The following is a 12,837-nucleotide window of genomic DNA, read 5'->3' as shown; positions in this document are numbered from 1 at the left end:
ATCATGTCGGTGCTATGCAATTTACAAAATCTGATGGTAGTAAATTTAATCCTTTTACACATAAGCCACTCAATATTTCGATCTGGTGCGATACTCCCAAAGGTCGGGGATTTTACTATGGGAAATGGGAGTGAACCCAAAATTTTGATAGAAGAAAGGGGGGGGATAAAGATGCGGCACATGTTTAAGTATATATCAATCTCTTTGCTATTTCTGTTGGCATTTGCCGGGTGCGCTACTGCAGTACAGCAAGAATCGGTACACTATTATAACATTTATGACGAGCAGGGAAAACGTAAGGGATATTTGAAAGAGAGTGGCGGTAACATTACTATTTACGACGAAAACTGGAAGCGCAAAGGACAACTAAAGTAAAAAAATGGTAACACTTTAGTTTTTTGAAAAATTCCAATAATAGCGATGTTTGCCGCAAGTGTAGGGGCGAAGCATTTGCCAGTTTGGTTATAAACGTTATGCAAATTTATGGCAAATGTTTCGCCCCCTACCTGGCATAGTTCAGAACCAAACAAGCAAGCAAGAAATAAAAAATACGAAATTCTAAGTACGAAATACGAAACAAATTCTAATGACAAAAAGTGCAAAGAAATACCTTTTAAGGTACTATACATGACCTATTACCGCATTTCCTTATAGGCATTAATCAAACCGTTTGTTGATGAATCGTGGGTGGCTACCGGTTTGTTATCCGTTAATTCCGGTAATATTTTTTTTGCGAGTTGTTTTCCTAACTCAACCCCCCATTGATCAAAACTGAAGATGTTCCAGATAACACCCTGTACAAATATTTTGTGTTCATACAGGGCAATTAAACTGCCTAGCGTCCCTGGGGTTAATTTTTTGAATAGAATGGAATTGGTGGGTCTGTTTCCTTCAAATACCTTATGCGGGGCTAACCTTTGTATTTCATTATCACCTTTGCCTTCTTTCTTCAATTCTTCGATGACTTCATCTTTTGTTTTCCCTTTTAAAAGCGCCTCCGTCTGTGCGAAAAAGTTTGATAAAAGAATGTTATGGTGTTCTCCAATGGGGTTATGGCTGATTGCAGGTGCTAGAAAATCAGCAGGGATTAATTTTGTACCCTGATGGATTAACTGATAAAAGGCGTGTTGTCCGTTTGTCCCCGGCTCGCCCCAAATAACGGGTCCTGTCTGGTAATTTACCTTATCACCGCTCCGGTCTGCAGATTTCCCGTTACTTTCCATATTACCCTGCTGGAAGTATGCGGGGAACCGGCGCATGTATTGGTCATAGGGCAGAATAGCCTCTGTTTGTGCGCCAAAGAAATTGTTGTACCATATTCCAATAAGCGCAAGTATTACCGGAATATTTTTTTCAAACGGAGCGGTTTTGAAATGGTTGTCCATTTCAAAGGCGCCTTGCAGCAATTCACTAAAATTTTCATAACCGATAAAACAGGCTATAGACAAGCCGATTGCCGACCAGAGCGAATAACGGCCCCCAACCCAGTCCCAGAATACAAACATGTTGTCCCTGTGAATACCAAACGCTTCCACTTTTTCCGTATTTGTTGAGATAGCGACAAAATGCCTTGCAACATGTGCGTGATCTTTTGCGCATTGTAAAAACCAATCCCTTGCGGAGAACGCATTGGTCATTGTCTCCTGCGTTGTAAACGTTTTTGAGGCTATCATGAACAGGGTAGTTTCAGGATTCAGTGTTTTTAGTGTTTCCACAATATGCGTGCCGTCGATATTTGAAACGAAATGAACCGATAGGCCTTTTTTGGCATAGGGACGCAAACATTCTGTGACCATTACCGGCCCTAAATCAGAACCGCCAATGCCAATATTTACAATGTCAGTAATCTTCCTGCCGGTAAATCCCTTCCATTCCCCGGAAATGATTTTGTGCGAAAATGCTTCCATCTTCTTTAGCACCGCATTTACCTGTGGTATTACATTTTTACCGTCAGCATAGATGGGCGTATTTTCTCTGTTTCGTAAGGCGGTATGCAAAACGGCGCGATTCTCCGTTTCATTTATTGCATCGCCGGAAAACATTTTTCCAATAGCGTCTTCGAGTCCGGTTTCTCTTGCAAGAGCGATAAGGTGTCTTAAGGTTTCGTTCGTTATGATATTTTTGGAATAGTCAACAAGTATGTCGTTAAATCTAATGGAAAATTTTTTAAATCTGTCAGGGTCTTCAGCAAAAAGCGTTTTCATGTGAATATGCTGAATATCATTGAAATGTTCAGCGAGGCTGTTCCAGCTTTTTGTCTTTATCGGGTTGATTTTGTTTAACATAATTATATCTCCTTAAAGCTCCAATATGGGTATTCTGATTGATAAGTGGCAATTTTGTCCGGATTGTTTTCGCGGCTGGCAACCAGCCATAAAAAGCTCTTTTTATCCAGTGAAGATGCTGGAGACCACAGTGTCCCACTCGTGAGTTAAGAACATGGCATTGTCTGCGCGGTATTCTATATCTCCTGATTCCTTGAAGTCTAATCTTGTAGCGAGTTCATGCGCCGAAAGGTATGCCTCCGGTGTGTTGTTTACCACAATAAAAATATAGTTTATGTAGGGCAAACCGTTCCGGACTCAGATGCTCTAAATCTGTCGCATCTTCTTTAACGATAGTCAAAAGCGTATTGATAGGGGGGACTTCCCGTTTTTCTCTCTAAAAAGAGGGTGGCCGCGGAGCTGACGAGATGTTTATTAAACTCCGGGTTACCATGAATTTCCAAAATCTGATTTCTTTGACTATAAATATCCGGTTCGTTATACGTAAAACAACCCCCTTCCTCCCCTTTTTAAGCGGGACATTTACCGCTGGTAATACCAATATGAATATTTTTGTGTGGGTGATATTAAATCAGAAAGGTTAAAGATAGCAAGTTTTTAATTCTTACGGCTTCACCAAACACTATAATATACGCACAAATGATTCTTCCCTTGTCTCTTTATTCTGTATTTTAGTTCCTCTTGTTTGTTTATTTAAATAGTGACGTGACTAATCATGAACACAAATAAATGCTGTTGACAATTTTGCATTTGATAAATATTATTAAACAAAAATCGTTGTAGGTAACATGGGATTATGTTGTTATGGATCACTTAATGGCTACGTTTTCATTACACACGAAAAAGGAGGATATATGAAGATTACTAGATTTGCTACAATGTGTTGTTTGTTGGCATTTGCTGCTATTACCTTTGTATTACCTGTACTGGTTTCTGCGGAGGAACCGCCCCGGAATATCGGCTATGGCAGAGGCGGAAGAATGCAGGGAGGCGCTGTATCTTCACGGTCAAAAGAACCCATCAAGCCGATCCCGATTAATTTTGACGATAACAGGGCAAAGACGGATTTAGGGAAAAAGTTATTCTTTGAACCAAGGTTGTCTAAATCCGAATGGATTACGTGCAATTCCTGCCACAATCTTTCTACGGGCGGTGCGGATAATCTGCCGACTTCTATCGGACATAAATGGACGCTTGGTCCTATAAATTCACCAACCGTCCTGAACTCAAAATTTAATCTGGCGCAATTCTGGGATGGACGCGCCAGGGATTTGAAGGAGCAGGCAAAAGGCCCTATCGCCAATCCTATGGAAATGGCTTCGAACTATCAACTTGCGGTAGATGTATTGCAATCGATCCCGGAATATGTGGGGTGGTTTAAGGATGTCTATGGAGAGGGAAAGATTACTATAGATAACGTTGCGGATGCCATCGCAGCATTTGAAGAAACGCTGACTACTCCAAACTCACGGTTCGATTCATGGCTAAACGGTTATGACGAAAAAATCACCGCTGAGGAAAAGGCGGGGTACTACCTTTTTAAGGAAAAAGGATGCATAGGCTGCCATAACGGATTCGGGGTGGGAGGAAACTCTTTTGAAAAATTTGGCATTGCAAAACCCTATGACAAAGACACCCAGACGCTCGGACGCTATAACGTGACAAAGGATGAGAATGATAAATACGTTTTCAAGGTGCCGCTGCTCAGAAATATTGAGCTTACAGCGCCCTATTTTCATGATGCAAGCACGTGGAGTTTGAGTGAGGCGGTGAATGTGATGGCGGAATATCAGTTAGGCATAAAACTTACTGAAAATGAAACAAGCAGGATTGTTGCGTTTCTCAAAACACTGACCGGTGATCAACCCGAACTTATTTATCCCATTCTGCCACCTTCAAGCGCAAATACACCGCAACCAAACCGGAATTGAGGGCATTGGCGGAAGAAACAAGAATATCCTCCATTTTTGTCCAGTTGTATATGGATGGTCTCACAGGTCATTATGAGCAATTCTTTAGGGTCATCCGGAAACAATGCCAGGCACTCGACGGGTCTCCACTACGCTCCAATAACGGTACATTTTGCCATCCTTTATCCTTGATTTCGCTCGTAAAAGCATGAAAGCATTTTCTCCGTTTTTATTGGACTCGTCAAGAGGGTCGGTAGGCACTGCAGCGCATTTTGAAAACCTACTTTAGCAAAATCAAGGGTTTCAAGGCGATATATGTCTAAAAATCATCGTTTTTCGGTGCGAATTGCGAAAGTCGGGTTAACAGGGAGATTGTATCAAGCTTGTCCTCGCAGTATTTCAGCGGGGAAAGATATGTGAAATCGATCCATTATGTTGTCCAAAATGTAGCTGTGAGATGAAAGTCATCCGTTTCATTACCGTCGTTTCATTACCGTGCATAATTTTAAAAAATAGTTGAATTGTGAGAATATTTTACTACACTCATGAAAATAATTTTATTTACACTTTTAGTAAAAGCCACTGTTGCATATTTATGGATAAACAATTCTCAAAAATAATTCTTTCGTTAATTTTTATTAGTAGCACTCTCTGCTTTTTTGGATTTGGAGAGTCTTTTACCTTTAATACTCAGTCAAATCATCATCAAGTTGAGACTTCGCTTGATTCACATCTGGATAGCTTTTCCGGTTTTATTGTTAGTGACCACAGTGATCCTCTGAACATCTATTTCACATCTTTTCCGGGAGACGAATGTGGACTGGAAGAAAAAAAAGCGAAAAAGAAACGAGAGAATCTTCGAGGATATTATTCCAACGAGGAGCAATTAACACATAATGTAAATGCACCATCGTTCCGGTCTGTCCCCTTATCAACGTGCTACCTTTACCATTCCCCCCTTTACCTTCTTTTTGAAGTATTCCTACTTTGATTCTTTCTGAATCAAGGAGCCTTTGCTACTTGGCGTTTAATTAATTTACTTACTGCTTAAAGCGCTACATTTAGTATGTGGACGCATCGGTGATGTAAACAGGTTAAGCTGGTTTTCAAGTTGAGGCTCTATCTACCCTTTTTGCTTACAAACTCAGCACAAAATATACCCGTTTTAATTTTCTAATTGTTTAATAATAAAGATTTTCAATGTCTGGAGTATTGATGAAAAGAATGCTCATACTCGTAAGCCTGATTGCTTTGTTATGCCATGCAGGCTGTGGAACAGAACACGAAGAACATAAAAAAGAGGAAGTCAAATTTCTGGTTACCAGCCCGTTGAGAAAAGACACTTCCCTCACCACGGAGTACGTATGCCAAATCCATGCCATACAACATATTGAAATAAGAACGTTCGAAAGAGGCTACTTAAATAAGATTTTTGTGGATGAAGGGCAGTTGGTCAGGAAAGGGCAGCTTATGTTCCAGGTCCTGCCCGTCATATACCGTGCCGAATTTCACAAAGCACAGGCCGAAGCAAAGGGGGCAGAAATTGAATACTTAAATACAAAATCGCTTGCAGACAACAATATAGTATCTCCTAATGAATTGGCACTGGCTAAGGCCAGATTTGATAAAGCAAAGGCTGAACAGGCATTGGCTAAGGCACGCTTAGGGTTTACGGATATCAGAGCTCCCTTTAATGGTTTGATGGATCACTTCCATGTAAGGCTTGGAAGCCTTTTGGATGAAGGCGAACTGCTTACCACTTTATCGGATAACAGTGAAATGTGGGTGTATTTCAATGTGCCGGAAGCGGAATATTTGGATTACAAAACAAAGATAAATAAAGACAACCAGGTACAAGTAAAGTTACTAATGGCAAATAATCAGCTTTTTGAATACCCCGGAGTGGTTACCACCATTGAAGCCGATTTTAACAACGAAACAGGTAATATTGCTTTCAGGGCAACATTCCCCAACCCGGAAGGGCTGTTAAGGCATGGAGAAACAGGTAATATCCTAATGACCAAACCGCTCGAAAACGCACTGCTGATTCCGCAGAAAGCCACTTTTGAGATCATGGATAAGAAATATGTTTTTGTGATAGATGAAAACAATGTAGTAAGAACAAGGCACATTACCATAGGAGCGGAAATGCCACACCTATTTGTGGTAAAAGAAGGTTTAACTGAAAACGATAAGATACTTTTAGAAGGCTTGCGTAAAGTAAGAGATAAGGAAGAAATAACTTATGAATTTATGGATCCAGATTCGGTAATGGCACATCTGGATTTATATGCAGAATAATGTAAGTATTAGAAAAGAGAAGAAAGAAAAAAAACATGTTCAGTAACATTCTTCACAGGCCCATATTTGCAATTGTCATATCGCTCGTCATTGTTTTCATGGGTGGATTGTCCATAACACAGCTACCTATATCACAGTTTCCTGAAATTGCTCCCACAACGGTAAATATTTTTATTGCCTATCCTGGCTCCAATGCCGATGTGTTGGTTAAATCCACCCTTATTCCATTGGAAACGGCTATCAATGGTGTTCAGGGAATGAGGTACATAGCATCTGACGCTACCAGTGCAGGAGAAGCTACCATCCGGATAATATTTGAACCCGGTACTGATCCTAATCAAGCGGTTATAAGGGTGAAAACAAGGGTGGATCAGGTGATGCCCCTTCTTCCTCCGCTGGTTCAGCGGGAAGGAGTTATCATCACACCTATACAACCCAGTATGTTGATGTATGTGAACTTATACAGTGAAGATGAAAATACCGATGAAAAGCTCCTTTACAATTACGCCTATACCAAAATGATACCGGAAATACAACGAATTAACGGTATAGCGATGGCGCAAATACTGGGGAGCCGGAAATACGCCATGCGCATCTGGTTGAAACCTGATCGGATGCGTGCATATAACATCTCGGCAGAAGAAGTGATGAAGTCAATGTCGGAGCAAAGCATCATAGCCAGGCCGGGAAGATTAGGGCAAAGTTCAGGAATACATGCACAATCGATGGAATATGTGCTGACATATCAGGGAAGGTATAACAAGCCGGAACAATATGGGAATATCATCATTCGGGCCAATGAAAAAGGCGAAATACTCTACCTTAAAGATATAGCCAATGTAGAGCTCGGAAGCGAATTTTTTGACATCTATTCCAACATTGACGGTCATCCGGCGGCATCCATTGTTTTAAAACAAACAGTCGGCAGTAATGCCAAAGAGGTCATTAAGCAGGTAAAGGCCAAACTGAAAGAATTAAAAGCGGAATTCCCACCTAAAATGGATTATAAGATCAGTTATGATGTATCGCAATTTTTGAGTGCCTCTATTGAACAAGTGATGCATACGTTACGAGACGCATTTATATTGGTAGCTTTAGTCGTATTTATCTTTCTTGGCGATTGGCGCTCCACGTTAATTCCAACACTGGCCGTTCCTGTATCCCTGATCGGCGCCTTCTTTTTTATGCAGTTTATCGGACTTTCCATCAACCTGGTCACCTTATTTGCCCTTGTGCTGGCCATTGGTATTGTCGTTGACGATGCCATTGTGGTGGTAGAAGCCGTACATGCCAAAATGGAAAAGGAAAACCTGTCGCCATACAATGCCACCCAACAAGTGATGCGTGAGATCAGTGGCGCCATTATTGCAATTACGCTGGTAATGACAGCAGTATTTATCCCTGTCTCATTCTTGTCGGGCCCGGTAGGTGTATTCTACCGGCAGTTTTCCATTACGATGGCCGCTTCCATTGTTATTTCGGGTATTGTTGCACTTACGCTTACACCGGTGCTGTGTGCCATTATATTGAAGAATACGCACGGTAAACCGAGAAAAAGATCACCGATTAAGTGGTTGCTAGGCTATTTTAACAAGGGGTTCGGAAAGCTGACAGGAAGATATGTAGGATTGCTGAAATTAATAGCAAACAGAAGATTGGTCACTTTCGGGATATTGCTGGTATTTGGTGTCGGGATATTCTTGGAAAGCACAGTTGTTCCAACAGGATTTGTTCCCGGTGAAGACCAGGGTACAATCTATGCCATTATACAAACCCCTCCAGGCTCCACTCTGGAATTAACCTATCAGGTAGCCCAAGAACTGCAAAAAGTTTGCAAAGAAATTGATGCAGTTGAATCGGTTGTTTCATTGGCCGGTTATGAGATCATGACAGAAGGACGAGGCTCTAATGCGGGGACATGCCTGATCAGCCTGAAAGACTGGTCGGAGCGTAAACAATCGGTTCGTGAGACCATAGAGGAAATGGAAGAAAAAACGAAGGATCTTGGAGCCATCATAGAGTTTTTTGAACCACCTCCTGTGCCGGGATTTGGTTCTTCCGGCGGTTTTTCTCTGCGCCTGCTCGATAAAACCAATTCTACAGATTACCATGAATTTGAAAAAATAAATAGTGAATTTATGGACGCCATGCGCGAGCGAAAAGAGCTGTCCGGCTTATTTACTTTTTATGCGGCCAATTATCCTCAATATGAGTTGGAGATAGACAACAAAGCTGCTATGCAGAAAGGGGTGTCTATCGAAAGAGCAATAGAAAACCTCAACATTCTGATAGGGAGTACTTATGAGCAAGGGTTTATTCGATTTGGCCGTTTTTTCAAAGTTTACACACAGTCGGTTCCGGAAAGCCGAAGGTTCCCATCGGATATTGAGAAACTGTATGTAAAAAATAAATATGATGAGATGGTGCCTTATTCATCATTTATGAAGATGAAAAAAACACAGGGCCCCAATGAAATTACCCGTTACAACTTATACAATTCGGCTGCCATCAGGGGGTTTCCCGCACGGGGGCACACTACTGGCGAGGCCATACAAGCGATACGGGAGGTAGCTGAGGAAGTTTTGCCCATAGGGTATGACATCGCCTGGGAAGGCCTTTCGTTTGATGAAGCCGCACGGGGAAATGAAGCGATTTATATCTTTGCTATCGTGCTCATTTTTGTCTATTTGGTGCTTGCCGCACAGTACGAGAGCTTCGTCTTGCCTTTAGCGGTAATCTTTTCCCTGCCGATCGGAATATTTGGTTCGTTTTTACTGCTCAAACTCACGGGATTGGCCAACGACGTTTATGCCCAGGTAGGGATGATCATGTTGATCGGCTTGCTGACAAAGAATGCTGTGCTGATCGTGGAATTTGCCGTTCAGAACCATCATCAGGGAGCGACCATAATCGATGCGGCTATAGAAGGTGCCAGGATGCGTTTTCGACCGATCCTGATGACTTCCTTTGCCTTTTGTGCGGGATTGATACCCCTGGTTACTGCCACCGGTCCTGGCGCCATTGGTAATCGTACCATAGGCTCATCTTCTCTTGGGGGTATGCTTATTGGAACCGTTTTCGGGGTAATCGTTATTCCCGGATTGTATTACATATTCGGTAAACTCATAGAAGGCCGTCAACTCATAAAAGATGAATATTTAGAACCCCTGAGCGAAGAATATGTGCATTCAAGAGACAAATATCTCAGCGTTTGTACTGGTTTTCCCACAGGCCTGAACGAAGAAGAAAATGAACATACAAAAGAAAGTTAGAACATGATCTCAAAAAACCTGCGGAAGGCTACTAACAAGCCAATTAAAAAATTGTTAAGGTCGAAATAAAGAGTAATCAAAGAAATTAAAGACAATGAAAAGAAACAGCATATTGAGCTATATAGGGATAATCTGTATTTCGCTGGTATTCAAAGGCTGTGCGCCTATGTTGTCACAAAAAACAGAAAATAGCAGCGTTCCTGAAAGTTATAATAATGTACAGGATACAGTCAATACGGCAGAGGTTAGTTGGATGAAATTTTTCACCGATACCAGTCTTATAGCCCTGATTGATACCGCACTGCAAAACAACCAGGAACTGAATATCACTTTGCAGGAAATTATCATTGCCGAAAATGAAGTACAAGCCAGAAAAGGGGAATATCTGCCTTTTGTAAATCTTAAGATGGGAGCCGGGGCTGAAAAGGTGGGCGAGTTTACCAGAAATGGGGCTGTTGAAGAAAACCTTGATATTAAATCCGGTAAGGAGTTCCCTGAACCACTGCCGGATTATTTGATATCTGCCAATGTTTCATGGGAAGTGGATATATGGAAAAAGTTGCGGAATGCCAAAAAAGCAGCAGCATTGAGGTATCTGTCCACAATTGAAGGGAAAAATTTCATAGTAACTAAGCTGATTGCCGAAATATCCAGTTCTTATTACGAACTGATGGCGCTCGATAACATGCTTGAAGTAGTAAAAAAGTACATTGAAATCCAAAAAAATGCCCTGAAAACCGTAAAGCTACAGAAAGAAGCAGCTAAAGCCACCGAACTGGCAGTGCGTAAGTTTGAAGCAGAGGTGCTCAAAAACCAAAGTTATCAGTACAATATTGAACAAAAGATCACGGAAACGGAGAACAGGATCAATTTCCTGGTGGGTAGATTCCCACAGCCTGTTCAGCGAAATTCTCAGGGATATAATGATTTGGTGCCAGACACGATCCATGCCGGTCTCCCATCACAATTATTGACCAACCGTCCTGACATTAAACAAGCAGAACTGGAGCTGGCAGCAGCAAAGCTGGATGTGAAAGTGGCGAGAGCACGGTTTTACCCTTCTTTAGACATTGTTGCAGGTGTAGGTTACCAGGCATTTGATCTGAAGTATTTAATAAGAACGCCAGAATCCATACTGTATAACCTGGCCGGAGAGTTGGCGGTACCCCTGATCAACAGAAACGCAATAAAGGCGACTTACAACAATGCAAACGCAAAGCAAATACAGGCTGTTTACAATTACGAACGTACCGTTCTGAACGCTTACATTGAGGTTGTCAATAAACTGTCAAAGATCAGTAACCTGGGAAAAAATTATGACCTGAAGGCAAAGCAGGTGCAGGCGCTTACCCAGTCGATTACTATTGCAGATAACCTGTTCAAATCAGCCAGGGCCGATTATCTGGAAGTGTTAATGACCCAACGTGATGCGTTGGAAGCGAAAATGGAACTGATTGAAACGAAAGTACAGCAAATGAACGCAATGGTTAATATTTACCAGGCATTGGGTGGGGGATGGAAGTCGATTATGTGATATACTAGTCCTAAAACAAGCGCGATTTAACAATCTACACACAATGGGATAATATTTTGGACTATTATGCGTCTCTAAATGTATTTTTTGTTTGTTTCGTCGCGAAAAAATCTTACTAAAAAGAAAAATATTACTATTGATAGAGAAAACTACCATACTTTTGCAAGGTGATTACGTACCGCTCCCGCTCTTCTTCTGTTTTCTATTTCTTTTTTACTGTTAAACTACTATTCCATGCACAGTTTTAATCTTCGGATTCGTTCCCACGTTGCAAAGAAATCCTTTAACCAGTCATTATATCCGAGTATTCGATATACAATCTTACGTCCCGTCCTCACTATTTGACAGGGAAGTATTATGAGGGTATTGAGAAACCGCCGAAATTCCATCTTTAACACCTGCTCTCCCCTTCCTACATTTGGCATCAACAACCCAAACCATGCCTTGAAATTCCATGCCAATGACGCTATTACCATGTACGCCCAGTTGCTTTCCAAATCCCTTACAGGCAACTTCATCGCATTTACCCCGTTCTTCAACTGCTCTATTACATTCTCCTGATCACACCTCCCGTTTGCCAACTCTACTACCTTCTCTGCCGTTCTATCCCTCAGTGTCGTTATGTAGAAAAAATAACGAATATCGTCAAATAATCGTTTCTGGCCTTTTTCCACACTCAGATTTTTTCTCAACACTATCATCCTATAACTCTTCTTGCATTTCTCAGGCCGATATTCAAACTCAGTCACTTGCTCACTCTCCAACCGAATATTCTTGTATTCACGTTCTTTAACTATCCGTTCTTTTATGTTTTCAGGTTTCTGCCTTTCCTCTGTTTTTACATTGTATTTCGGTTTACGCTTTAGTTCTTTCCATGCATCTTCCGGCAACTCCTCGGCTAGTTTTATTAGCCCTCCTCGTGCATCCATCCCAAACACAAAGTCCACTTGCTCTGACCAGCGATCAAAATTCCCTGTCAATGAAAAGTCTGTGTCTCCCCTCAAACAAACCCTCTCCGCATGCGGCTTCACCAACTTTATTGCCCTGTCTATCCACTCCACTGCTCCGCTATGACTCGGTACGTTTCCTGGCCGATTCTCAATATACAACACTTCCTTCGTGTTTGCCAATGACACAATAAGTGGCGTATATCCCCATATCCCCTTGTAAGATATATCCATCCCCTCTTTACATTCTCCGTATGTCCCCGCTATCGTTCCATCAACGTCTATCAACGCTTCTTCCAGCGCCTCTTTCCGCCCTTCCTCCCACACACGCTCTCGTACCCTGTTGATAATCTCCATCAGCTTCTCAATATCATTACGGTCAAACCGCCTTGTAAAATCTCCTGCCGTTGTAGGATCAGGTATCCGCTCCGCACCCAATGCATCCAAATAGCCGCTGTCTTGCCGATGCAACTCTATGTCTTCTAACCTCACATTCCCTGAAAGCACATTGTACGCTATATTCAATATATGATCCGATTCATGATACGGTATATGCCTTTTGAGTAACTCAAGATTCTCGTCTATCTC

The 12,837-nt window shown here is 41.7% G+C and carries 7 protein-coding genes; 5 read left to right on the top strand and 2 right to left on the bottom strand.

The features are described from left to right. Window positions 1-375: hypothetical protein (locus tag QZT26_RS13085; protein WP_295102698.1), on the top strand; the 375-nt coding region annotated here is incomplete at its 5' end. Between the two features lie 260 nt (window positions 376-635). Here the strand turns inward: QZT26_RS13085 and pgi are convergent. Beyond that, window positions 636-2,285 carry a glucose-6-phosphate isomerase gene (pgi, locus tag QZT26_RS13080; protein WP_295102695.1) on the bottom strand — a complete coding sequence of 550 codons (1,650 nt, stop codon included), beginning with the start codon at window positions 2,283-2,285 and terminating at the stop codon, window positions 636-638. A gap of 854 nt (window positions 2,286-3,139) precedes the next feature. Between pgi and QZT26_RS13075 the strand changes: the two genes are divergently transcribed. The 4 genes from QZT26_RS13075 (at window position 3,140) to QZT26_RS13060 (ending at window position 11,302) form a co-directional block, all read left to right on the top strand. Next, a complete protein-coding gene (locus QZT26_RS13075; protein ID WP_295102693.1) occupies window positions 3,140-4,216 on the top strand; it encodes a cytochrome-c peroxidase in 1,077 nt (358 codons plus the stop codon). 1,194 nt (window positions 4,217-5,410) lie between these two features. Next, on the top strand, window positions 5,411-6,496 hold the full coding sequence (locus tag QZT26_RS13070) for an efflux RND transporter periplasmic adaptor subunit (RefSeq protein ID WP_099325847.1): 1,086 nt from the start codon (window positions 5,411-5,413) through the stop codon (window positions 6,494-6,496). A 35-nt stretch (window positions 6,497-6,531) separates the two neighbouring features. Further along, window positions 6,532-9,768, top strand: coding sequence for an efflux RND transporter permease subunit (locus QZT26_RS13065; RefSeq protein WP_099325848.1), 3,237 nt, complete (start codon window positions 6,532-6,534; stop codon window positions 9,766-9,768). A 94-nt stretch (window positions 9,769-9,862) separates the two neighbouring features. Next, entirely contained in the window at window positions 9,863-11,302 is a 1,440-nt protein-coding gene (locus QZT26_RS13060) for a TolC family protein (protein ID WP_099325849.1), read from the top strand. Window positions 11,303-11,529: 227 nt separating this feature from the next. Here QZT26_RS13060 and QZT26_RS13055 read toward each other — a convergent pair. Beyond that, on the bottom strand, window positions 11,530-12,837 hold a 1,308-nt coding region (locus tag QZT26_RS13055; RefSeq protein ID WP_295102689.1), incomplete at its 5' end, for an IS1380 family transposase.

This window comes from uncultured Candidatus Kuenenia sp., assembly GCF_900696675.1.
GTDB lineage: Bacteria > Planctomycetota > Brocadiia > Brocadiales > Brocadiaceae > Kuenenia > Kuenenia stuttgartiensis_A.
This window is presented reverse-complemented; position numbering and strand designations above follow the sequence as displayed.

Bases quoted from the DNA above. Each gene is read 5' to 3' on its own strand.
- QZT26_RS13065 (WP_099325848.1), top strand. From the start codon at position 6,532: ATGTTCAGTAACATTCTTCACAGGCCCATATTTGCAATTGTCATATCG.
- QZT26_RS13070 (WP_099325847.1), top strand. From the start codon at position 5,411: ATGAAAAGAATGCTCATACTCGTAAGCCTGATTGCTTTGTTATGCCAT.
- QZT26_RS13075 (WP_295102693.1), top strand. From the start codon at position 3,140: ATGAAGATTACTAGATTTGCTACAATGTGTTGTTTGTTGGCATTTGCT.
- pgi (WP_295102695.1), bottom strand. From the start codon at position 2,285: ATGTTAAACAAAATCAACCCGATAAAGACAAAAAGCTGGAACAGCCTC.
- QZT26_RS13060 (WP_099325849.1), top strand. From the start codon at position 9,863: ATGAAAAGAAACAGCATATTGAGCTATATAGGGATAATCTGTATTTCG.